The organism is Pantoea sp. y20, from assembly GCF_054903455.1.
In genome coordinates this window covers 173,993-198,139 of sequence record NZ_CM142816.1, presented here as the reverse complement: position 1 = coordinate 198,139, position 24,147 = coordinate 173,993, and the positions used below count along the sequence as shown (strand labels likewise).

Sequence of the window (24,147 nt, the reverse complement as noted above, 5' to 3'; positions counted from 1 at the left end):
TGCTCCTTCTGAAGTGCGTTTAACGCGGCGTGGCTAATCCCAGACGCTCACCGCGATAGCTGCCGTTAAGAATCGCCTGCCACCATTGCGGGTTTGCCAGATACCATTGCACGGTTTTACGAATGCCGCTCTCAAAGGTTTCCTGCGGCGTCCAACCCAGCTCACGCTCAATTTTACTGGCGTCGATGGCGTAGCGCTGGTCGTGGCCGGGACGATCGCTAACAAAGGTAATCAGGTCACGGTAGTGGCTCAGGTGCGGTGCACGCTGCTGCGGCGCCAACTCATCCAGCAGATCGCACAGCGTTTCCACCACTTCAAGATTACGTCGCTCGTTATGACCACCAATATTGTAGGTTTCCCCTACTTTGCCGCTGCTCACCACGCTATACAGCGCCCGCGCGTGATCCTCTACATATAGCCAGTCGCGTATCTGGCTGCCGTTGCCATACACTGGCAGCGGTTTGCCCGCCAGCGCATTAATGATGGTGAGTGGGATCAGCTTCTCCGGGAAATGATACGGTCCGTAATTGTTGGAGCAGTTAGTGATGATGACCGGCAAACCGTAGGTGCGCAGCCAGGCGCGCACCAGATGATCGCTGCTGGCTTTGGTCGCCGAATAGGGGCTGCTCGGCGCATACGGCGTGGTTTCGGTAAAGAAGTCGTCGCTACCGTGCAGGTCACCAAACACTTCATCAGTGGAGATATGGTGCAGAATGAAGCCTTTTTTACGTTCATCTGCCATGCCATTCCAGTAATGACGCGCCGCTTCCAGCAGCTGATAGGTGCCGACAATATTGGTTTCGACGAAGGCGATAGGTCCATCGATCGAGCGGTCAACATGACTTTCTGCCGCCAGATGCATAATGCAATCCGGTTGATAGTGCGCCATGACGCGATCCAGCTCAGCGCGATGGCAAATATCCACCTGTTCGAAGGCGAAACGTGCATTCTGTTGCACCGGCGCCAGCGACGCCAGATTGCCGGCATAGCTCAGCTTATCGACCACCACCACGCGGTGTTCGGTGTTTTCAAGCAGAAAACGTACCAGCGCAGAACCGATAAATCCTGCCCCGCCGGTCACCAAAAACTGTTTCATCGCCACACGCCTTTGGTATCAACAATCCACGGCTGGGCAAGCTGGGCCGCATCAATCGCGCGGAACTGTGCGTGATCAACCAGCATCACCAGAATATCCGCCTGCTGCAGCGCTACATCCGTAGCAACCAGCGTGGCTTCGTGCGCCAGACGTTGCGGAATGTCTTCCACATGCGGTTCAACCACCCAGGTTGCGCCGCTGTGCCACTCGGCAATACGATGGGCGACGCTCATCGCCGGACTTTCGCGCAAATCGTCAATATTCGGTTTGAAGGCCAGACCAAAGCAGGCAATGGTGACATCGCTGGCGCGTTTGCCGCTGGCGGTGAGGCACTCTGCTAACGCCTGCTTTACCTGATCCAGCACCCAGCCCGGTTTGGCATCATTCACTTCACGTGCGGTGCGAATCAGTCGCGCCTGTTCTGGATTCTGCGCCACGATAAACCACGGATCGACGGCGATACAGTGCCCGCCGACGCCCGGTCCGGGTTGCAGGATGTTGACGCGCGGATGGCGATTCGCGAGCGCAATCAGTTCCCACACGTTGATGCCCTGCTCGGCGCAAATCAGCGAAAGCTCATTGGCAAAGGCGATATTCACATCGCGGAAGCTGTTTTCTGTCAATTTGCACATCTCGGCGGTACGCGCATTGGTTTCCACACACGCGCCGCGCAGGAAAATGCGGTACAGCTCGCTGGCGCGTGCGGAACAGGCTGGCGTCATGCCACCAATGACGCGATCGTTTTCCAGCAGTTCAACCATCACTTTGCCGGGTAACACGCGCTCCGGGCAGTAAGCGATAAACACATCGCACGCATCACCGTGCTGCGGGAAACGCAAATCGGGACGCGCCGCCGCCAGCCATTCCGCCATTTGCTCGGTGGCGCCCACCGGCGACGTCGATTCGAGGATCACCAGATCGCCCGCTTTTAACACGGGTGCAATCGACAGCGCCGCGGCCTGCACATAGCTGAGATCCGGCTGATGGTCGCCGATAAACGGCGTGGGCACGGCGATCAGGAATGCATCGGCGGCTTCGGCCTGTGTAGTCGCACGTAGATGACCGGCACGCACCGCTTCGCGCACCACATCACCCAACTCGGGTTCCACGATATGGATATCGCCACGATTGATGGTTTCAACGGCGCGGACATTAATATCCACCCCAACGACTTTCTTTCCCTTTGAGGCAAAAACGGCTGCCGTTGGCAGCCCAATGTAGCCCAGTCCGATAACGGAAATGGTTTCAAAACGCATGGTTACACTCTGTGTTGTTTTAGGGCCTGCAAGATGCGCGCGCAGGCATGGCCATCGCCATACGGATTGTGCGCGCGACTCATTGCCTGCCAGGCTTCATCGTCCTGCAACAGCAGGCTGACTTCAGCGACAATTTTACTGATATCGGTGCCGACCAGTTTCACCGTGCCTGCGTCCACCGCTTCCGGACGCTCGGTGGTATCGCGCATCACCAGCACCGGTTTGCCTAATGACGGCGCTTCTTCCTGAATGCCACCGGAGTCGGTGAGAATCAGCCATGAGCGATTCATCAGCCAGACAAACGGCAGATACTCTTGCGGCTCAATCAGGATGATATTCTCGATGCCGCTGAGAATGCGGTTAACCGGCTCGCTGACGTTGGGATTGAGGTGCACGGGATAGACAATTTGCACCTGCGGATGCTGGCGCGCGATTTGCGCCAGCGCACTGCAAATGCGTTCAAAGCCGTCGCCAAAACTTTCGCGGCGATGACCCGTAACCAGAATGAGTTTTTTGTCAGCGTCGAGGAACGGATAGCGCGCGGCGAGGCGGGCATTGAGATCGGCATCGTCCAGCACGCGATCACGCACCCACAGCAGCGCATCAATCACCGTGTTGCCCGTCACGAAAATGCGCGCATCCGGCAGATTCTCGCGCAGCAGATTTTGTCGCGAATTTTGCGTGGGCGTGAAGTGATAACTGGCGAGATGGCCGGTGAGCGTGCGATTGGCCTCTTCCGGCCACGGCGACATCAGGTTGCCGGTACGCAATCCCGCTTCTACGTGACCCACCGGAATCTGGTGATAAAACGCCGCCAGGCTGGCCGCAAACGTGGTGGTGGTATCGCCGTGCACTAACACCACATCCGGCTGGAAATCAGCGAGTACGGTTTTCATGCCCTGCAGTATGCGGCTGGTGATCTCCGTCAGCCCTTGCTCCGGGCGCATGATATTCAGATCATAATCAGGCTGCAGCTGGAACAAACGCAGCACCTGGTCGAGCATTTCACGATGTTGTGCGGTGACGCATAGGCGTGACTCGAACGCAGCATCCTGCGCCAGCGCCTGCACCAGCGGAGCCATTTTGATCGCTTCAGGACGCGTGCCAAATACCGTCAGAACTTTCACGTGGCTTCTCTTAATGGCTCGTTGCTAACGTTGAACGCGGACGACGCACCAGCGCCACTCCCGCACCGACCAGCGCGCCAATCACGCCCCACATGATCATCATAAACAGGCGGCGCGGACTATCGCGCGACACCGGCTCTTCCGGGGTGCGCAAATAGCGGTAAGTCTGAAATTGTTTATCCAGACGCGGACCGGCCTGCAGCGTACTCAGCATCGCTTTGTTTTGATCATAGCTTAAATCGTAAGCAGGCCCGCTGGCTTGTAAAGTGTCGAGTTGCGCCTGCAGCATTTGCTGACCCAGCAGGAAACGATCGCTGTCTGGCAGCGCCTCGCCGGTTGCCGGCGCGCGATTCTCTTTAATCCCCTGCTCGCTCGCCACTTTCAGCGCCTGTTCGATGCGCTGACGTTGACGTTCAAATACCGTCTGCGCCACTTCCTGCTGGCGGTTAACCTGCGACGCCAGCTGCACGCTGCGCGCCTGCCAGGCGCCTTTCAGCTCCGCATTAAGATGACGCGCCGCACGCTCGCTGGCGTAGGCAATATATTGACGCAGCAGATTGTTAGCATCGCTGGCGGTTTCGGCCACCAGCTTAATGTTATCTAAGATATTGCGCGCCGGGTCGGCAGCGGTGAACTGAATGTTGGTGATCAGGTCGTCGAGCAGCGCCGCATCGTTGTGCGCGTTACCGCTTTTGCGGCTTTTGAAGTATTCGGTCTGCTGCCAGAAATCACGGCGCGTATCCCATGATGCCAGCTGCATGGTGAACTCCTGATAAACCTCATCCATCACGGTCGGCGCTGGCGAACTGAGATTGAGCGTATTGGTGCGCACATCCAGATTATTGAGGAATTGCTGCTGTACGAAGAAATCACCCAGCATATTGACCGTTGGACGATCGGTCACCGCCGTGGTGCTCCACGCCTGCTTCATTAACATCGATGCTAACCAGGCAACCAGCGCAAACAGCAGCGCCAGACCGATAATCCAGCGTTTACCACGCCAGAGTGTGCAGCCAAGGCCACGTATATCCAGTTCGTTCTCCACAACGACAGAGGTCATAACAAAATCCTTATCAGGGTACTTTCTGGGTAATTTATTTTTTATCTTCGCTGCTTTGCCAGCGACGTTTAATGCGACGGATTTTGCGCGCCACGCGCCATGCGTGTTTCAGGCAATAGCCATAAAGGAGGAATGCCATCATGAACAGCACCAGCATCACCCATTCCGGGATGAAAGCCAGATACTCGCCGAGCACACCAATACCCGCCAGAAGCGCGGCGGCGACGGTAATCAGCAGGAACGCCTGACGTGACGTGAATCCGGCGCGCATAATTAAATGGTGGATGTGCTGGCGGTCAGCGGAAAACGGGCTCATGCCTTTGCGCAAACGGCGATACATAATCGCCACCATATCCATCAGCGGAATCGCGATCAGCCACAGCGCGGTGACAGGCGTGATCGGATGGCTCAGGCCTTGGGTGGTTTCCAGCAGAATCCAGATGATGGTGAAACCGATCATGGTGCTACCGGCATCGCCCATAAACACTTTGTAGCGACGGCCAATCAAGCCGAGATTAAGCAGGATATAAGGAATGGTGGCGGCGATCATCGCGAAGCACCACATGGCGAGGCTGGTCTGGCCGTCGAAATAGAGAATGATGCCGATGGCGGCGAAAGTGACGCTGGAGAGGCCGCCAAGCAGGCCATCAATCCCATCCACCATATTGAACGCATTGATGGCGGCCCATACGGCGAATAGCGTCAATACGTAGCCAAAGGGACCGACAATTAATTCAACCGGCCCGATAATAAAGCCCAGACTGAGCAAATAGAGTTTGGCACCGACCATCATCACGATGGCAACCGCCGCCTGCACCAGCGCACGAATTTTAACGCTGATATCGAAGCGATCGTCCAGTGCGCCAACCAGCACCAATACGCCCGCGCAACTCAGATACAGCATCGCGTGCGGCAAATAATAATTTGAGATGGCAAAAGCGAAGCAGATCCCCGCGTACACGGAAATGCCGCCAACTAACGGAATGGCGCCATGGTGCCTTTTTCTGGAGTTTGGTGTGTCCACAAGCCCAATTTTTTTAGCTGCTTTGCGAGCAAAAAACAGGAACACTAAAGTAAAAAGAAAAACTAAACCAAGCTCAGTACTCATAGTGAGTAAATTCACGTTAATGCTCTCAGCTAAAATCGTGGACAACAATATGCAAAACACCCGCCATTGCCGTATATCCCTATTCCGAATTCTGCTACAGAAAAGTCTGATTGCTGAAAAAACAAACGAATCTCTGTCACAGTCAATATAAAAGCTTCCTGACTGCGCTAATCCTAATGCCCATAAATAAAAAACGCCACGTTAAGACGTGGCGTTAGCAATATTTCCTGGCAAATTGTGCGAATCACCGCTTGGCTTAGCGACTCGCCGATCGCAACTTAGGAACGCTTCATCATATCGAAGAATTCGTCGTTGGTTTTCGTCATGGCCAGTTTGTTGATGAGGAACTCCATCGCGTCGATTTCACCCATTGGATGGATGATTTTGCGCAGAATCCACATCTTCTGCAGCTCTTCCTGCGTAGTGAGCAGCTCTTCTTTACGGGTACCGGAACGATTGTAGTCAATCGCTGGGAATACACGCTTCTCGGCGATTTTGCGCGAGAGGTGCAATTCCATGTTACCTGTACCTTTAAACTCTTCGTAAATCACTTCGTCCATCTTCGAACCGGTATCAACCAGCGCGGTCGCGATGATGGTCAGGCTGCCGCCCTCTTCCACATTACGTGCCGCACCGAAGAAACGCTTCGGACGATGCAGGGCGTTAGCATCCACACCACCGGTCAGCACTTTACCTGATGCTGGAACCACGGTGTTGTAGGCACGCGCTAGACGCGTGATAGAGTCAAGCAGGATGATCACATCTTTCTTGTGCTCAACCAGGCGCTTGGCCTTCTCGATCACCATCTCAGCAACCTGCACGTGACGTGACGCTGGCTCATCAAAGGTCGAAGCGATCACTTCACCTTTAACCAGACGCTGCATCTCGGTCACTTCTTCCGGACGTTCGTCAATCAGCAGCACCATCAGCAGGCAATCTGGATAGTTGTAGGCGATGCTCTGCGCGATGTTCTGCAGCAGCATGGTTTTACCCGCTTTCGGCGGCGCCACAATCAGACCACGCTGACCACGACCAATCGGAGAAGCCAGATCCAGCACGCGTGCGGTCAGATCTTCAGTCGAGCCATTACCGCGTTCCATACGCATACGCTTGCTGGCGTGCAGCGGCGTAAGGTTTTCGAACAGAATCTTGTTACGCGCGTTTTCCGGCTTGTCATAGTTAACTTCATTAACTTTCAACAGCGCAAAGTAGCGTTCACCCTCTTTTGGCGGGCGAATCTTGCCAGAAATGGTGTCACCAGTGCGGAGGTTGAAGCGGCGGATTTGGCTGGGAGAGACGTAGATATCATCGGGACCGGCGAGGTAGGAGCTATCTCCAGAACGAAGGAAACCAAATCCATCCTGTAATATCTCCAGCACACCATCACCAAAGATGTCTTCGCCGCTTTTTGCGTGCTGTTTCAGGATAGAGAAAATAATATCCTGCTTGCGCATACGCGCCTGGTTTTCCAGCCCCATATTTTCGCCGAGGGTAATCAGCTCAGAAACCGGCGTATTCTTTAATTCGGTAAGATTCATAGTGATGGGTTCTTAAACTCGGGGTAATTCTCGAAATGATTGTCGTGAGTGGTATGGCAAAAATTCCATGCCTGTTAATGGCTCTTTTTCAACTCAGCTCGACGATTATCGTCAGATGTGGCGATAGGAAACGAGGAGACAGTCGAAAGATGATGCCGAATGTGCTAGTCATCAGATTGCCAAACCACGATAACGTTCATTGCGAGTAGGGTCTGACAAGGGAAAACTTAGATGCAAACTACAAGGTAAGAGCGTAATGCAGTGAAATTAACTTAACACGCTTAAAGTGAGACGTCCAGCAGTGGCGAAAAAATTCACCACTGCCGAACAAACACCGCGCCGGGCTTAGGCCAGGTTGGCGTTCAGGAACTCTTTCAACTGTCCTTTAGACAGTGCGCCAACCTTGGTTGCCGCCACTTCGCCGTTCTTGAACAGCAGCAGAGTTGGGATACCGCGGATGCCATATTTTGGCGCTGTACCCGGGTTGTCATCAATGTTCAACTTAGCGATGGTAAGTTTACCTTCGTACTCTTCTGCGACTTCGTCGAGAATTGGGGCGATCATTTTGCAAGGACCACACCATTCAGCCCAGAAATCTACCAGAGTGACACCGTCTGCTTTCAGTACGTCTGTGTCGAAACTGTCATCGGTCAAGTGAACGATCTTATCGCTGCTCATGTTTAACTCCAAAAGATTGCGCCTGGCGAATTGGCGGAAATGATACCAACGTAGGTTGACTTTATTTCATCGGATACGCTTTCGTAAAGCGCTAGTAAGCTGATATTCTACCACACTATGAGCAAAACACACTTAACTGAACAGAAGTTTTCCGACTTCGCCCTGCACCCTCAGGTGGTAGAAGCCCTTGATACCAAAGGCTTTTCTAACTGCACGCCTATCCAGGCGCTCGCATTGCCTTTTACGCTTTCAGGGCGTGATGTTGCGGGTCAGGCGCAAACCGGTACCGGCAAAACGATGGCGTTCCTGACGTCAACGTTTCATTATCTTCTTTCTCATCCTGCCGCAGAAGGTCGCCAGATCAATCAGCCACGTGCGCTGATCATGGCCCCGACGCGTGAGCTCGCCGTACAAATTCATGCCGATGCAGAACCGTTAGCCAAGGTCACTGGCTTAAAGCTGGGCCTGGCTTATGGTGGCGACGGCTACGATAAACAGCTGAAAGTGCTGGCTGATGGTGTCGATATTCTGGTGGGCACCACCGGACGTCTGATTGACTACGCCAAGCAGAACCATGTCAACCTGGGCGCGATTCAGGTTGTTGTGCTGGATGAAGCCGATCGCATGTTCGATCTCGGTTTTATTAAAGACATTCGTTGGCTGTTCCGCCGCATGCCGCCGGCCACCCAACGCCTGAGTATGCTGTTCTCTGCAACCTTGTCTTACCGCGTGCGTGAACTGGCGTTTGAGCACATGAACAACGCCGAATACGTGGAAGTTGAACCCGAGCAGAAAACCGGCCACCGTATTAAAGAAGAGCTTTTCTACCCTTCAAATGAAGAGAAAATGCGCTTGCTGCAGACGCTGGTAGAAGAAGAGTGGCCAGATCGCGCCATTATCTTTGCGAACACCAAGCACCGCTGTGAAGACATTTGGGGCCATCTGGCTGCCGATGGTCATCGCGTGGGTCTGCTGACCGGTGATGTAGCGCAGAAAAAACGTCTGCGTATCCTCGATGACTTCACCAAAGGCGATGTGGATATCCTGGTTGCCACCGACGTCGCGGCACGGGGTTTGCACATTCCTGCCGTCACGCATGTGTTCAACTACGATCTGCCTGACGATCGTGAAGACTACGTTCACCGTATTGGTCGTACTGGCCGCGCGGGTGCCAGCGGTCACTCCATCAGCCTGGCGTGCGAAGAGTACGCGCTGAACCTGCCGGCAATCGAAGAGTATATTGGTCACGGTATTCCGGTCAGCAAGTACAACAGCGATGCGCTGATGAGCGAACTGCCACCGCCGAAACGTCTGCAACGCAGCCGCTCGGGTAACGGCCCACGCCGTGGCGGAAACAACAGTAACCGTCGGAGCGGCGCGCCGCGCAATAGCAACCGTAAACGTTCGGGTTAAGCACACCATGCTAAGCGCATCGTCACTTTATGCAGCGATTGATTTAGGTTCTAACAGCTTTCATATGTTGGTGGTGCGCGAGGTGTCTGGCAGCATTCAGACCGTCGCGCGGATAAAGCGCAAAGTGCGTCTGGCGGCTGGCCTCGACAAAGCGAATCACCTCTCCGCTGAGGCGATGCAACGCGGCTGGCAGTGCCTGAAGTTGTTCTCCGAACAGCTGCAGGATATTCCTCCGGAACAAATCCGCGTGGTGGCAACCGCCACGCTGCGCCTTGCCGAAAATGCGCAGGATTTCCTCACAACGGCTGAACACATTCTTGGCTGCGCGGTGAATGTCATCAGCGGCGAAGAGGAAGCACGCCTGATTTATCAGGGCGTAGCGCATACCACCGGCGGTTCCGATCAGCGTTTAGTGGTCGATATCGGCGGTGGCAGCACCGAACTGGTGACTGGCGAAGGTTCACATGCCACCACGCTGTTCAGCTTGTCGATGGGTTGCGTAACCTGGCTTGAACGCTACTTCAGCGACCGTCATCTGGCCAAAGAGAATTTCGAGCAGGCCGAACTGGCCGCGCGCGAGATGATCCGTCCGGTGGCCGCTGCGCTGCGCGAAAAAGGCTGGCAAATCTGCGTCGGAGCGTCGGGCACCGTACAAGCGTTGCAGGAAATTATGATGGCGCAGGGCATGGATGAGCGCATCACCTTAAGCAAACTGCAACAGCTGAAACAGCGCGCGATTCAGTGCGGCAAGTTGGAAGAGCTGGAAATTGAAGGATTGACGCTGGAGCGCGCCTTAGTGTTCCCGAGCGGTTTATCGATTCTCATCGCTATCTTCCAGGAACTCAGCATTGAAGGTATGACGCTGGCCGGCGGCGCACTGCGCGAAGGTTTAGTGTATGGCATGCTGCATCTGCCGGTGGATCGTGATATCCGCAGCCGCACATTGCAGAACGTGCAGCGTCGTTTTGCCATTGATATTGACCAGGCCGGTCGCGTACGTCAGTTGGCGGAAAGTTTCTTCCGTCAGGTGAGCAGCCGTTGGAAGCTGGATAACCGATGTCGCGATCTACTCCTTAGCGCCTGTTCTATCCACGAAATTGGCCTGAGCGTCGATTTCCGCCAGGCACCGCAACACGCCGCTTACCTGATTCGTCATCTCGATCTTCCTGGCTTCACTCCCGCGCAGAAAAAAATGCTGGCTTGCCTGCTGCAGAACCAAAGCGGCAGCATCGATTTAGCCTTGCTGACCCAGCAAAACGCCGTACCGCCGCGCATGGCGGAGCGTTTAAGTCGTTTGCTACGCTTAGCGATTATCTTCTCAAGTCGTCGTCGCGATGACACTTTGCCTGCCGTGCGTTTACAGGCGGATGATGATGCACTGCATTTGACGTTGCCGGCCGGTTGGCGCGAAGCGCATCCGCTGCGTTCTGAGCTGTTAGAGCAGGAGAGTCATTATCAGTCCTACGTGCACTGGTTACTGACGATTTCCTGATTGGGATTGCGCTGGCTGTCCTCCATCCCGACCTTCCCCCGCCCGCGGGGGAAGGAGATGCTGCCACATGCATTTTCCGACTCACATATAGCAGCATCTTCCTCCCCCATTCATGGGGGAGGACCGAGGAGGGGGACTGCGAGCACGGACCGAGGAGGGGGACTGCGAGCACGGACCGGGAACTCAACCCTTCTTCGCATTCTCCAGCATCGCTCTCAATCCAGCGACGCGCGTCTGCCCGGTCTTCACGCGCTCTTCGGCGCTCACCACTTTTTTCTCGCGTTCCCACACCACATCGTCCTGCGGCAACTCCAGCAGGAAGCGACTCGGTTCCGGGCGCATCAGCTCGCCGTACTGGCGGCGTTCCCGGCACAACGTAAAGGTCAGCTCTTTCTGCGCTCGCGTAATCCCCACGTAAGCCAGACGCCGCTCTTCCTCGATGTTGTTCTCATCGATACTGCTCTGGTGCGGCAATAACCCCTCTTCCATGCCAACCAGATAGACATACGGGAACTCCAGACCTTTCGAGGCGTGCAACGTCATCAGCTGCACCTGATCGAGCTCTTCGTCGCTCTCACCGCGCTCCATCATGTCGCGCAGCGTAAAGCGCGTCACCACCTGCGCCAGCGTCATCGGCTCGTTCAGCTCATCGCCTTCCAGCATCTCGGTCATCCACTGGAACAGCAGGTTAACGTTCTTCATGCGCATCTCAGCGGCTTTCGGGCTGGGCGAGGTTTCAAACAGCCAGCTTTCGTAGTCGATGCCGCGAATCAGGTCGCGCACCGCATTCACTGGCTCGCGTTCGGTCAGTTGGACGATTTCACTCAGCCAGTGCGTAAAGCGCTGCAGATGCTCCAGCCCGCGCCCGCTCAGCGTTTGCTCCAGCCCCATATCGAAGCTGGCGTTATACAGGCTTTTATTGCGCAGGTTGGCCCATTCGCCCAGCTTCTGCAGCGTTGCCGGACCAATCTCCCGGCGCGGCGTATTCACGATACGCAGAAACGCGCTGTCATCTTCCTGATTGGTCAGCACGCGCAGATAAGCCAGCAAATCTTTGATTTCCGGACGAGAAAAGAACGACGTGCCGCCCGAGATACGATACGGAATACGGTTCTGCATCAGCTGCTTCTCGAACACGCGTGACTGATGATTGCCGCGATAAAGAATGGCGTAATCTTTATAGGCGGTTTTGTTGATGAAGTGATGCGCGATCAATTCGCCCGCCACGCGTTCCGCTTCGTGGTCTTCGTTATTCGCGCTCAGCACCTTCAGCTCGCTGCCCTGCCCCAACTCTGAGAACAGGCGCTTCTCAAATACGTGCGGATTGTTGGCGATAAGGATGTTGGCCGATTTCAGGATGCGCTGCGTCGAGCGATAATTTTGCTCCAGCTTCACCACTTCCAGCGCCGGGAAATCCTGCTGCAGCAGCACCAGGTTTTGCGGACGCGCGCCACGCCACGAGTAAATTGACTGATCGTCATCGCCCACCACGGTAAAGCGCGCGCGCGCACCCACCAGCAGCTTCACCAGCTCATATTGGCTGGTGTTGGTGTCCTGATACTCATCCACCAGCAGATAGCGAATGCGCTGCTGCCAGCGTTCGCGCACTTCCTGATTGCGCTGCAGCAGCAGCGTGGGCAGCGCGATTAAGTCGTCGAAATCCAGCACGTTGCAGGACTTCAGGTGTTGGTCATACAGCTGATAACAGTGAGCAAAAATCTGGTCACGCTGCGATTGCGCCAAACCCGCTGCGCCCTGCGGATCGACCAGATCGTTCTTCCAGTTGGAGATGGTGGAAATCAGCTGCTGTAACAGCGTCTTGTCCTCTTCCAACCACTGTTTGGTCAGGTCTTTAAGCAAGGCCAGCTGATCCTGATCGTCGAACAGCGAGAAGCTGGCTTTCATTCCCAGCGCCTTGTATTCGCGTTTAATGATCTCCAGTCCCAGCGTATGAAAGGTGGAAATCATTAGGCCGCGTGCCTCTTTACGCCCCAACGTCTGCGCCACGCGCTCTTTCATCTCGCGCGAGGCTTTATTGGTAAAGGTTACGGCGGCGATATGGCGCGCCTGATAGCCACATTCGCGGATCAGGTGGGCGATTTTGTTGGTGATCACGCGGGTTTTACCCGAGCCAGCACCGGCCAGCACCAGACAAGGACCGGTGACAAATTCGACAGCTCGTTGTTGGCCGGGGTTTAAACGCATAACGGAATTCGCTCAGTTGAATCAAAAGAAAGGAGGTTATAATGGCCGGATTATACACATTAGGACTTCATCATGGCGAAAACCGCGGCGGCTTTACATATCCTCGTGAAAGAGGAAGCGCAGGCCAAATCCCTGCTGGCGCAACTTGCGAAAGGGGCGAACTTCCAGCAGCTGGCAAAGAAACACTCTACCTGCCCATCCGGACGCAACGGCGGTGATTTGGGTGAGTTCCGTAAAGGACAAATGGTACCGGCATTTGATAAGGCGGTCTTCTCCTGTCCGCTGCTACAGCCTTACGGACCGGTGAAAACCGCCTTTGGTTACCACATCATCAAAGTGCTGTGGCGTAACTGATCACTTCTGATTCTTCATCTGCTGCAGCACATTACTGCACTGATTGTCGTCAGTATCGCTAGGCGAAATCAGTGCGATCAACGCAGCGGCGGGAGCAACCACCGCACCGAGCGCCACCGCTGCGGCACCGCGTGCAATCAGCGGTCCGGCTTTCACTCCGGCATCCGGATTTTTAAAGGTGCCGCGCACATACAGCGGCGAACGCAGCGTGATGATGCGAATCCCTTTACTCTCCGGATTGATCGACAGGTCCATGCGTTCATTCGCGAAATTAACGTTGCCGGTCACGTTGATCACCGCGTTCTCGGTATCCAGCAGGAACAGTTTCGGCGTCGCTAAGCCCTGACGAATATTCATATCGGTCGCCGCGCAGTTGATCTTCACTTCATCATCGCCGAACAGCTTACCCACCACATAGTTACCGACGTTCAGTCCGGCAATCTCCATCAGGCTGCGACTGATCAGGCCATCATTCATCAATAGCTTCAGTTCGCCATTGCTGGTGCCGAGCAGATCCGCCACCGAATTGCCGGTGCCGCTCAGCGAGGCATCGCCGTTGAGCTGGCCCAAACTGTTCTGCATCGCCGTGACATCCGGGAACAGCTGACGCAGACGCAGCTTACGCGCGTGCAAATCGGCGCGTCCGCGCATCGGGCTGCGATCGCCTTCCAGATGAATGGTGGAGTTGATGCTGCCGCCGGCCATACCGAAGCGCAACGGATCGAGCAGCAGGTCGCCGTTTTTTAGCTGCAGATGCGTATAGAGATCGCTGAGCGGCAGCTTGCTGCTGTGTTCGATGCGTTTGCCGCTGAACTTCACATCCGCATCCATCACGTCCCAGCTCTTGGTATCAAACTTGTCGTGTGGCAACACGCGGTCGGCGGGCTGCGATGAGGCTTCGCCGCGCTGCGCTTTGGCCTGCTGCGTTTTCTCGCTGCCTTTGCCGGAGTTGACGCCAATCAGCGGCCCCAAATCTTCCATCCGCAGCTGGTTCGAGGTCAATTCACCGGTCAGCGTTGGACGCGGTTTGCCCTGACGATAGGTGAGCGAGCCGTGAATATCGCTGTCGCCGATGTGGCCGTTAAACTTCTCGTAGCGGAATAGCGGCCCTTTCGCCTCATTGAAACGCGCAATCAAATGGCCGTCAGTTTCATAGGGCGGCGTATCGGGCAGCAGCACGCCGGTCAGGCCATACAGATTGGCCAGCGTATCGCCCGCGAAGCGCAGACGCACATCAAGTCCGCCAAGATTAAGCGGATCCTGCAAGGTACCGTCAATACGTACACGCGTGGTGCCATTACGCACATCCACCTGCAGCGGGAACGGCGTGGTTTTACTGCGCAGCGATAGCATGCCGCCAATTTTGCCGTCGCCATCCAGCTTCTGATTGTTGTAGGTGCCGTTCGCCTGCCAGCCAAAGACAAAATCACCCGCGCCTTTCTGCTGATCGTCACCGCCCGCCACTTGGGCGTACGGCACCGGTTTGCCCAGCGGATTGATGGTCACTGTGACATCGGCTTTATTGACGGCGTCGCGATAGCGCACTTGTCCCTGATCGAACAGGATGTTGTCGAGGCGGAAGGACCAGGCAGAAGGCGCGGCGTTAGCATCGCTGTTCTGGCTGCTGGCGAGATCAAAGGTCCAGTTATTCTTTTTGTCTGCGGTTTGCACCAGCCGCGCATCCGGCTTTTGCATCTTGATCCACGGCAGGTAGATCTGCTGATGCAGCATCGCCAGCGGCGCAATGGTGGCTTCAACCCGCTGCAGATGCACCATGGTGACATCAGGAATAGAGGGCGGATTGCCGAGCATCACATCATCGGCATGCACCTGCGGCCACGGCACCCAACTTCGCCAGCCAGGTTCTTCACGGTTGCGAACCCAGGCCACGCCGAGATCGCCGCGAATCGCGAAAGGTCGGTTCAGTTCGGCTGAAACTTTTTGATTAATCGTTGGTTTCAAGCGGTTCCAGTCAAAGGTGGCGATGAGCACCACAATCACTACAACCAATAACAAAAAAATCCCGAACACCCAGCTCAGGATCTTTCGAGTACGTGACATATTGCTTCCTCCTTGCCCTTCCACGTCTGACTAAGGATAGTCGAGACGCCGCGGAACGGGATCAGGGAAGCTCAAGTGCCATACGTTCCAGCTCGCTGAATGGCACCGGACGCGAGAAGAAGTAGCCCTGCGCCGCCATCGCTGGCGAGCTACGCACCTGTTGCCACTCCTCTTCGGTTTCCACGCCTTCAACGATGACGCCGTTGCAGTAACGGTTAATCAACGCCAGCAGCATCGAGAACATCGAGCGGCCTTCATCGCTGGCGCGCAGCAGCATAAACAGCTCGCGCGAGAGTTTGATGTAGTCGTAACGCAGCTCGGTCAGCGCGGAGAAGTTCGCCATGCCAGAGCCAAAATCATCCAGCCACAGCGGCCCGAGTTCCGGCATCTTCGCCACCATCTCTTCCTGCGGCAGCGCATGATGCTCCGTTAGCTCGAAGCGCACCCACGGCAGCTGCGCAATCAGCGTGCGAATCGACTCATGCTTCTCAATCTCCATCAGCGTTGGACCGTCGATATTAACCGACGCCACCAGCTGACGCTGATTGAAAAACGCTGACCATGTGATCAGCAGCTCGAGTTGTTCCTGGACGACACCAAGCCGCTGCGCGATAGTCAGTGCTTCAAAATAGTCTTCGGGCGACAGCCTTTTTTCTGGCGCGGAGGGATGGGTAACCGCCGTCAGTAATTCAATAGCCAGCATGCGGCCTGAGACCTGGTAAATCGGCTGGAAAGTATAGAATCGTTGGCACTGTTGCCAGAAGAGACGCGTTTCCTGTTGTTGCTCCAATTCATTTGAAACAGGCAGCCGATGACTCAAATTCTTCATCACCATGGTTTTTTCCTGGTTGGTGTTGAGTGCCTGCAAATAGCATCTCAGCGGCAAGTATCGGCGATCGCCGGGATAACTTTATCAATCTCGTTAGTCCCATGAAGAGTTGAGTGTAACAGCGTGCTTCGCACTTAATCGGCAAAACAAAACGCGCTTTGGCCGCTAAATCACCGTGGCGCAGGCGGTTTGCTGCCTTAAGCTAAATCAAAACATCGTTTTAAAAACCATTGACGACTGCCATACCAGACGCGAGACTAAGGCAGAATTCACTACAGGCTGAAGACCATGACGCAGAAGAAAATCGCCATTATTGGCGAATGCATGATTGAGCTGTCCGAGAAAGGTGAGAACATCAAACGCGGTTTTGGCGGCGATACGCTGAACACGGCGGTGTATCTGGCGCGTCAGTCAGATAAACAGCTGCGTGTCGATTATGTCACCGCACTCGGCACCGACAGTTTCAGTGACCAGATGATCGCCGCCTGGCAGCAGGAAAAGGTCGAAACCGCGCTGGTTCAGCGCCTCGACAATAAAATGCCGGGTTTGTACTTCATCGAAACCGACGACCACGGCGAGCGGACCTTCTGGTACTGGCGCAACGACGCCGCCGCCCGTTTCTGGCTGGACAGCGCGCAAGCGGACGCGATTTGCCAGCAGCTGGCGCACTATGATTATCTCTATTTGAGCGGCATCAGCCTGGCGATTCTGCCTGCGACCAGTCGCGAAAAACTGATGACGCTGCTTAGCGCCTGTCGTCAGAACGGTGGCAAGGTGATTTTCGATAACAACTATCGTCCGCGTCTGTGGGCCGATAAAGCCAGCGCTCAGCAGGCGTATGCCGAGATGCTGCGTCATACCGACATGGCATTTCTGACGCTCGACGACGAAGATTTGCTGTGGGGCGAGCAGCCGCTGGATGCGGTGATTGCTCGCACACGCGCTGCGGGCGTGCAGGAAATTGCCATCAAACGCGGTGCGGACTCCTGTCTGGTGGCGGTTGGCGATGAGCCGCTGCGCGAGGTCGCCGCCATCAAGCTGGCGAAAGAGAAAGTGATCGATACCACCGCGGCTGGCGACTCCTTCAGCGCTGGTTATCTGGCGGTGCGTTTAGCCGGAGGAAGCGCCGAAGATGCCGCCGCACGCGGTCATCTCACCGCCAGTACGGTGATCCAGTATCGCGGGGCGATTATCCCGCTCAGCGCGATGCCGAAATGACTTAACCACCTGCACCAACCGTAGCGGCGCAATTGATTGCGCGATGAATCGCGCCGCTACAAATCTCTGCGCCATTCATTACCTGTGCTAACCAACCCGCCCGCGCAGTTTGCCTTAACGCAGCATTTTTCCCTGCCAATTTCCGCTAACGACCTGACTCATCCACTTCTGTAACAAAAACGGTATTACTTCTTCACTCGCGCTAATCAGATCGATTTAAATTCAATGTGTTATGGCAGGAAATCTGGCCGCCAGGCATAGTCCGAAACTGGCGAAATCGGCGGTTTTCGGCTGGACGCCAGCAGCAAAAAAGACCATGTTTTAATCAACAACAGCAGGACGCTGTTACTCCGGCCGCGAAAAAAATAACGACAACATAACTCGCTCAGGACTGACTTATGCACACAGAAATCATCAATATCTGGCCACACGGTGATGCGCCAGGCGCGAGCGATTCGCGCGCTCAGCCGCAGATCGTCGATCTCGCCAAAGAGTATGAACCTTATGACCGCGCCGCCACCGGCGTGCGCTGCCCGGAGATTGCCATCTGGCATCCGGAAACCTCGAACGGCATCACGCTGCTGGTCGCACCGGGCGGCGGTTATCAGCGGGTGTTGATCGACCGCGAAGGCAGCGCGCTTGCCACTTTCTTCACGTCAATGGGCTACACGCTGGCGGTGATGACGTATCGCCTGCCGTATGACGGTCACCATGAAGGTCCAGACGCGCCGCTGGCCGATGCGCAGCGTGCGGTGCGCGTGCTGCGTGAACGTGCGCAGCGCGGGCTGAACGGCAAATATATCGTGATGATGGGCTTCTCGGCGGGTGGACACGTTGCCGCCAGCCTCGGCACCCGCTTTGGCGAGAAACTCTATCCGGTGCAGGATCAAGCCGACAGCTTCACACCGCGCCCGGATGCGATGGTGCTGCTCTATCCGGTGATCAGCATGCGTGAAGGTCTGGCGCATGAAGGTGCACGCACCCGCTTGCTCGGCGCATGGCCGGATCAGAAGATGGTTGATGCTTATTCGCTGGAGACGCGCGTGCACGCACACACGCCACCGACGCTGCTGATTCACGCGTCCGATGATGAATCGGTTTCGGTGAACAACAGCATGGTGTTCTTCAGCGCGCTGCGTGAGCACAAAGTGCCGGTGGAGATTCACTTCTACCAGAAAGGCGGCCACGGATTTGGTATCCGTGGCGTGGCAGATTTACCGCTCGCCAGTTGGCCGATGCTGGTAACCGAATGGCTACGTGCTAAGACCTAATGTTTAGGATGATGGCGCGGTCTGATCCGCCGCGCCTGCGCTGTTATCCGGTTTCACTTCTTCCGGACTCGCGGGTACCGCTGGCGGTTCGGGTAGCTTCATCACTTTATCCCAGCTTTCCTGCAGCATCTTCACGTTGGTCTCGGCTTCACCCTGCGGCTGAATCAGCACCATGGTCAGCTCCTGCGACAGTTGCTGGCGCAGTTCCTGATTTAGCTGATCGCGCGTCATCTCGCTGAGGAAGGTTTGACGCAGCTTCTGATACTGCTCAGGCGCAATGTCCACCACCGCGTTTTGCTGCGAGCGCAGACGCTGGCCCATCAGAATATCGGTGTCGGTGCGGGCGTATGTGGCAAACAACTTGTTGAGCTCCAGCAGCTTCTGCGCCATCAGCGCATCAAACTCCTCCTGCGGTAACCCTTTGTCGCGCACCGCCGCCAGCTCTTTTGCCACCTGATTCATATTCTGCGGCAAAGAGGCATTCGGGCTGTCCATGTTGATCGAGCACTGCGCACGTTGATAGAGCACGCGGCAATCGAAGCCAACCTGCACGCTTTGCGCTTTGCTGTCAGCCAGCGCGCGCTGCACATGCCAGAACAGCGCTTCACGCGCTAAATCGCTCTGCCAGTAGCGCTGCAAATTTTGCGAATCACGAATTGGCTGCCATGCGGTGTCCCACACCAGCGACAGGCGATCCTGATTCATGCCGCCATTCACCAGATTCACCGGCTGATGCGGCAGCGGTGACAGCGTCGGTAGCGCGGCAGGTGCGACACGCTTACCTTTCAGCGGCGCAAAAGCTTTGTTGATTTGCTCCGCCATGCTGCGGCTATCGACGTTACCTACCACATAGAGCGTCATGCCGTCGGGCGTGTACCACTGCTGATAGAAGCTGTTGAGCTGTGCGATATCCACCGGCGCGCGCGGTTGCTCGCCGGGATCGTGCGCCAGCATCGCCGAGCCTTTCAGGCGATAGCGCCACCACACATCCTGCGTATTGGCAGGCCAGGTGGCAATCGGATCGGTCGCCATTAATGCGGTAGAAACCACCTGCTCATTAATCGTCATTTTCCCGGCGGTCGCCGCCAGCCAGCTGAGCGCTTCTTTCAGCAAATCAGGGCGGTTGTTCGGCAAGCTCAGGTTGTATTGGGTGTAATCGTACGACGAAATAGCGGGTGGCAGCGGACGTTGCGGATCCATGGCTTGCTGCCACAGCGCACGTTGCTGATTGGTGTCCAGCGTGGCGTTATGCACCATCGCTAAACGCGGTAAAAGATGGCTATAGCCGGTTTGTTGCGCACTCTCCACCAGCGAACCGGTGTTAACAATCAGGCGCAGCTCAATACGATCGCTTGGACGTTGTGGTGTGGTTAGCAGCTGCCAGCTAAAACCATTGTCCAGTTTGCCTTCCTGCCAGGCGGGATCGGGTTGGAGCGTCTCGGCGTGCACGCCAAAACCGGACGCTGCCAGTAGCAATCCGCCAACCAAAAGCCGAATTCTGGTGCCCTGCATGTGAACCCCTACTCAAACAGATCAACGCTCGTTAGCGCGGCATGTTCGGTCACATCTGGGGTGACCGGCGCGGCATTGTGCCGCCACGTTTATTTAATAACAGACTCTTTGACCACGAGAAGGTCAGGATGTCGCGCAACGAGGCAAAAAATCGGGAAAAAAATCAATGGGGTTTATTATGCAAATGCCCGCTGTCAGGGCAAGCGACAGCGGGCATTTCTCGGCAAATTAACGCAAATAGCAGGTTATGCGGCGGTTTCTGGTGCGTTATTCACCTTTTTCCCGGCAGAAAGCGTCGCATTCAGTTGTTTCTCATCCAGCTGGCCGACCCACTTCGCCACCACGATGGTCGCCACGCCGTTGCCTACCAGATTGGTCAGCGCACGCGCTTCGGACATAAAGCGGTCGATACCGAGAATCAGCGCCAGACCCGCAACCGGTAAATGTCCCACCGCTGACAAGGTCGCCGCCAGCACGATAAAGCCACTGCCGGTTACACCCGCTGCGCCTTTTGAGGAGAGCAGCAGCACCACTAACAGCGTGATTTGGTGGAACACATCCATATGCGCGTTGGTCGCCTGAGCAATAAACACCGCCGCCATGGTGAGGTAAATCGAGGTGCCATCCAGGTTGAAGGAGTAGCCGGTTGGAATCACCAGCCCCACCACCGATTTCTTACAGCCCAGCTTCTCCATCTTATCCAGCATGCGCGGCAGCGCAGACTCGGAAGATGACGTGCCCAGCACAATCAGCAGCTCTTCTTTGATGTAGGCGACAAATTTAAAGATGTTGAAGCCAGCGAAGCGTGCAATCAGCCCCAACACCACCACCACGAACAGCACGCAGGTGATATAGAAGCAGATGATCAGCTGCCCCAACTGCACCAGCGAGCCGACGCCATATTTACCGATGGTGAAGGCCATCGCCCCGAAGGCACCGATTGGCGCGAGACGCATAATCATGTTGATCACGCCGAAGATCACTTTCGAGAAGCTCTCAATGACGTTGAACATCACGGTGCCGGCGCTGCCCAGGCGATGCAGAGCGAAGCCGAACAGGATAGCGAACAGCAGCACTTGCAGAATGTTGCCGCTGGCAAAGGCACCAATGACGCTATTCGGGATCACATCCAGCAGGAAGGCGACCACACCTTGCTGCTCCGCCTGCTGCGCGTATACCGCGACTGCTTTAGCATCCAGCGTGGCTGGATCAACGTTCATGCCCACTCCAGGCTGCACCACGTTAACCACCACCAAACCGATGATCAGCGCGATGGTGCTGACCACTTCAAAGTACAGCAGCGCCACTGCGCCCGTACGTCCAACGGCTTTCATGCTCTCCATGCCGGCAATACCGGTCACCACCGTACAGAAAATCACGGGGGCGATGATCATCTTGATCAACTTAACGAAACCATCGCCAAGCGGCTTCATTTGCGCGCCTAACTCAGGATAGAAGTGGCCCAACAGGACGCCGATGCCGATGGCAACCAGTACCTGAAAATAGAGGCTTTTTAAGATTTTCATAACAGGTGTCCAGTAAGACGGTTCGCACCGCCATTGTTGTGGAGAACGCATGCGGCAAGCCGCCAGAAGCGTAAAACCTTACCGATGGCGAGGAAAATAACACCCTGTTAACAAGATTAATATCCCCTACTATTCCTTACAAAAGTTACAAAACTCTAACTATGAACTGAAACGCTTCAGCACAGCGCTTCGCTACAATTTTGTAAGGAAAATCAATAACCAAGGTGATTATTCTGGGAGTTGCGAGCTATTGAGCCAGCGTTGGTTAAAGACGTGGAGCGGCAGCGCTTCAGCGTATAAGTAGCCTTGCCCTATAGTAATTCCGCGCGCCAGCAGCCAGTCGCGCTGCTCGGCGGTTTCCACACCTTCGGCGATGACGTCGAGGTGAATGATGTCGGCAATCGCCGCCACGATGCGCACCATGGTGTCGTCATCCGGCAGCGCGGCGACGAAGCTGCGATCCATTTTCAGCTTATTTACCGGCAGCGCTTTGAACTGATGAAGATAGTTGAGGTTGGAGTAGCCCATCCCGAAATCATCGAGCGCTACCGCCACGCCGGTTTGCTGCAGCAAGCGCAGCAGCGCAATCGCCTGTTCGGCATCGCCAATCTGCGCGGTTTCGGTGATTTCCAATACGAAGTTGCCCGGCGCGATGCGATGGCGCTCCAGCAAGCCCTGCAAATGGCTGACCATGCTGGCATCACGCAGCTGCACCGCCGAGATATTGACGCTGAGCGGGATGTTAATGCCCTGCTTCTGCCAGCCGGCCAGAATGCGGCAGGCTTCTTCAAACACCCAGCGGCCAATGGCCGAGATCACGCCAATCTCTTCGGCGCTGGCAATAAACTCTTCCGATAATCCGTAGCTGCCATCCGGCATGCGCATGCGCAGCAGCGCTTCGGCACCGGCCAGCTCGCCGGTTTCCATATTGATTTGCGGCTGGAGATAAAGAGCAAACTGCTCGTCCTGCAGACCTTGCAAGATGTCGTGTTCCTGCGTTAAACGCTTTTGCGCCCGCTCGGTGAGCGCCGGATCGAAGAACAGAATCTGGTTTTTGCCCTGATGCCGCGCCGACATCATCGCCGAGGTGGCGCGATCGAGCTGTTCGCTGGCCGAGATGCTGCTCTCTTCGTGCAGCGCCAGGCCAATGCTGGCGTTCGGACGCAGCTGCAGCTGTTGCAGGTTCACCGGCTGATTAATGCGAATCATCAGGTTGCGCGCCAGACGCATGGCGCGGAACGGATTGTGCGCGCGCTTCATCAGCAAGGCGAAGTCGCTGGGCCCGGTTTGCGCCAGCAGTGAGTGATCGTCAACGGTGCTGCGAATCTTCTCCACCAGCGTCAGCATCAGCGTATCGCGCTGCTCATCGCTCAGCACGCCGTTGGCTTCCTGCAACGTTTCAATGCGAATCACCATCAAGCCCCACGCCTGACGATTGTGGCGATGACTGATGTGCTGTTCGAGCAGCGCAAGGAACAGCGCGCGATTGGGCAGATCCGTAACGGCAAAATGCGTGGTCATGCGGCTCATTTCGTCGTGAATCGACTCCAGCACCTGCTGGTTGCGGTTGTAGCTGCGGATCAGCATGCCGATTTCATCATCGCGATGATTATTCGGCAGCTTCATTTTGTGGGTCAGAATCGCCTGCGGCGGCAGCTCCTGTAAATCACGCGAAATATCGCGCAGCGGATGCACAATCAAGCGGTTGATACACCAGCTAATGGCGATCGAGAGAATCAGCGCCAGCAGCAGATAGGTGGTGATCATGGTGGATAACGTGCTGAGCAGGAACTGATAGACGCGGGAGGAATCAGCCTGTAGCACCAGATAGGCAATCGGCTTCGGCAAACCGGAACGCTCCACAGAATAGAGCGGCAGCGTGATTTGTACCGGCAGCTCAAACAGGCGTGCGACCCAGCGCGGCACCGGTTTTTCCGGCGCAAAATCGGCGTGCAGCGCCTGGAAGGCATTTGGCAACACCACATCGGCGCGCGATAAAATACCGGCCGGTTTCAGGGTATTAAGGATGCGTTCGGCTTGCGGAATATCGGCTTTGAGCACCGCTTCGGAGAGTGGCTGACGCACGGTGTGCGCCACATTTTCCATTTGCTGGGCGTAGTCAATCCTGCGCTGCTGCACAAAGTGAAAGAGCTGGATGACAATAAAGATGCAGATGGTCACCATCGCCACGGCGGAAACCGTCGCCATCTGCTTTATCGTTAGAGAACGACTGACGCGCAACAAAACTTCTCCAGGCCACCAAAGGCGTGTAATGAGATGAAATTCGCAGCGAGTATATCCCAGGTCACGCGTTTTTTTCGCCGGGATAAAGGCGAAAAATAAGCAAGTTTGGTTATTTATGAAGTGATTCGGAATTATGCAGGTTTGAGTGCACATTCAAGC

Annotated in this window: 18 protein-coding genes; 5 read left to right on the top strand and 13 right to left on the bottom strand. The window is 55.7% G+C overall.

The features are described 5' to 3' along the window. Nucleotides 1-19 precede the first annotated feature (19 nt). The 7 genes from rfbB to trxA all read right to left on the bottom strand — a co-directional run bounded on the left by rfbB (nucleotide 20) and on the right by trxA (nucleotide 7,863). Nucleotides 20-1,096 (bottom strand): dTDP-glucose 4,6-dehydratase, encoded by a 1,077-nt coding sequence (rfbB, locus tag ACYAC5_RS00880; protein WP_192414402.1) that lies wholly within the window; start codon nucleotides 1,094-1,096, stop codon nucleotides 20-22. Continuing rightward, the gene (gene wecC, locus ACYAC5_RS00875; protein ID WP_192414400.1) at nucleotides 1,093-2,352 is read right to left on the bottom strand and encodes a UDP-N-acetyl-D-mannosamine dehydrogenase; all 1,260 of its coding nucleotides are present in this window, start codon (nucleotides 2,350-2,352) and stop codon (nucleotides 1,093-1,095) included. Before wecC ends, rfbB begins: the two co-directional genes overlap by 4 nt. A gap of 2 nt (nucleotides 2,353-2,354) precedes the next feature. Then, the gene (wecB, locus tag ACYAC5_RS00870; RefSeq protein WP_008105750.1) at nucleotides 2,355-3,479 is read right to left on the bottom strand and encodes a non-hydrolyzing UDP-N-acetylglucosamine 2-epimerase; all 1,125 of its coding nucleotides are present in this window, start codon (nucleotides 3,477-3,479) and stop codon (nucleotides 2,355-2,357) included. A 10-nt stretch (nucleotides 3,480-3,489) separates the two neighbouring features. Next, nucleotides 3,490-4,539, bottom strand: coding sequence for an ECA polysaccharide chain length modulation protein (wzzE, locus tag ACYAC5_RS00865; protein ID WP_192414398.1), 1,050 nt, complete (start codon nucleotides 4,537-4,539; stop codon nucleotides 3,490-3,492). A 34-nt stretch (nucleotides 4,540-4,573) separates the two neighbouring features. Beyond that, nucleotides 4,574-5,647 (bottom strand): UDP-N-acetylglucosamine--undecaprenyl-phosphate N-acetylglucosaminephosphotransferase, encoded by a 1,074-nt coding sequence (gene wecA, locus ACYAC5_RS00860; protein ID WP_101763775.1) that lies wholly within the window; start codon nucleotides 5,645-5,647, stop codon nucleotides 4,574-4,576. 278 nt (nucleotides 5,648-5,925) lie between these two features. Beyond that, a complete protein-coding gene (gene rho / locus ACYAC5_RS00855) occupies nucleotides 5,926-7,185 on the bottom strand; it encodes a transcription termination factor Rho (protein WP_008105744.1) in 1,260 nt (419 codons plus the stop codon). 345 nt (nucleotides 7,186-7,530) lie between these two features. After that, on the bottom strand, nucleotides 7,531-7,863 hold the full coding sequence (trxA, locus tag ACYAC5_RS00850; RefSeq protein WP_008105741.1) for a thioredoxin TrxA: 333 nt from the start codon (nucleotides 7,861-7,863) through the stop codon (nucleotides 7,531-7,533). A gap of 117 nt (nucleotides 7,864-7,980) precedes the next feature. Between trxA and rhlB the strand changes: the two genes are divergently transcribed. Both rhlB and gppA read left to right on the top strand, forming a co-directional pair. Further along, nucleotides 7,981-9,276 carry an ATP-dependent RNA helicase RhlB gene (rhlB, locus tag ACYAC5_RS00845; RefSeq protein WP_110867909.1) on the top strand — a complete coding sequence of 432 codons (1,296 nt, stop codon included), beginning with the start codon at nucleotides 7,981-7,983 and terminating at the stop codon, nucleotides 9,274-9,276. Between the two features lie 7 nt (nucleotides 9,277-9,283). Beyond that, nucleotides 9,284-10,768, top strand: a complete 1,485-nt coding sequence (gppA, locus tag ACYAC5_RS00840) for a guanosine-5'-triphosphate,3'-diphosphate diphosphatase (RefSeq protein WP_462062249.1) — start codon at nucleotides 9,284-9,286, stop codon at nucleotides 10,766-10,768. Between the two features lie 183 nt (nucleotides 10,769-10,951). Here the strand turns inward: gppA and rep are convergent, their stop codons facing one another. After that, nucleotides 10,952-12,973, bottom strand: a complete 2,022-nt coding sequence (rep, locus tag ACYAC5_RS00835) for a DNA helicase Rep (protein WP_137384900.1) — start codon at nucleotides 12,971-12,973, stop codon at nucleotides 10,952-10,954. A 72-nt stretch (nucleotides 12,974-13,045) separates the two neighbouring features. Between rep and ppiC the strand changes: the two genes are divergently transcribed. Then, nucleotides 13,046-13,327, top strand: coding sequence for a peptidylprolyl isomerase PpiC (gene ppiC, locus ACYAC5_RS00830; protein ID WP_137384899.1), 282 nt, complete (start codon nucleotides 13,046-13,048; stop codon nucleotides 13,325-13,327). Here ppiC and ACYAC5_RS00825 read toward each other — a convergent pair whose 3' ends face one another. Both ACYAC5_RS00825 and pdeH read right to left on the bottom strand, forming a co-directional pair. Beyond that, a complete protein-coding gene (locus ACYAC5_RS00825) occupies nucleotides 13,328-15,388 on the bottom strand; it encodes an AsmA family protein (RefSeq protein WP_462062247.1) in 2,061 nt (686 codons plus the stop codon). Between the two features lie 61 nt (nucleotides 15,389-15,449). Further along, nucleotides 15,450-16,223: a cyclic-guanylate-specific phosphodiesterase gene (gene pdeH, locus ACYAC5_RS00820; RefSeq protein ID WP_101763780.1), complete on the bottom strand. Its 774-nt coding sequence runs from the start codon at nucleotides 16,221-16,223 to the stop codon at nucleotides 15,450-15,452. A gap of 282 nt (nucleotides 16,224-16,505) precedes the next feature. Here pdeH and kdgK point away from each other — a divergent pair, with 282 nt between their 5' ends. Together kdgK and ACYAC5_RS00810 are read left to right on the top strand one after the other, a co-directional pair. Continuing rightward, complete coding sequence (gene kdgK / locus ACYAC5_RS00815) at nucleotides 16,506-17,435, top strand: 2-dehydro-3-deoxygluconokinase (RefSeq protein WP_462062246.1); 930 nt, start codon at nucleotides 16,506-16,508, stop codon at nucleotides 17,433-17,435. A gap of 398 nt (nucleotides 17,436-17,833) precedes the next feature. Then, nucleotides 17,834-18,706, top strand: coding sequence for an alpha/beta hydrolase (locus tag ACYAC5_RS00810; protein ID WP_101763782.1), 873 nt, complete (start codon nucleotides 17,834-17,836; stop codon nucleotides 18,704-18,706). A gap of 3 nt (nucleotides 18,707-18,709) precedes the next feature. Here the strand turns inward: ACYAC5_RS00810 and ACYAC5_RS00805 are convergent, their stop codons facing one another. From ACYAC5_RS00805 to hmsP, 3 genes are all read right to left on the bottom strand, one after another. After that, nucleotides 18,710-20,218 (bottom strand): M16 family metallopeptidase, encoded by a 1,509-nt coding sequence (locus tag ACYAC5_RS00805; protein WP_101763783.1) that lies wholly within the window; start codon nucleotides 20,216-20,218, stop codon nucleotides 18,710-18,712. Between the two features lie 245 nt (nucleotides 20,219-20,463). Beyond that, entirely contained in the window at nucleotides 20,464-21,744 is a 1,281-nt protein-coding gene (locus ACYAC5_RS00800) for a dicarboxylate/amino acid:cation symporter (protein ID WP_101763784.1), read from the bottom strand. Nucleotides 21,745-21,972: 228 nt separating this feature from the next. Further along, the gene (gene hmsP / locus ACYAC5_RS00795; RefSeq protein ID WP_277974897.1) at nucleotides 21,973-23,985 is read right to left on the bottom strand and encodes a biofilm formation regulator HmsP; all 2,013 of its coding nucleotides are present in this window, start codon (nucleotides 23,983-23,985) and stop codon (nucleotides 21,973-21,975) included. Between the last annotated feature and the right edge of the window lie 162 nt (nucleotides 23,986-24,147).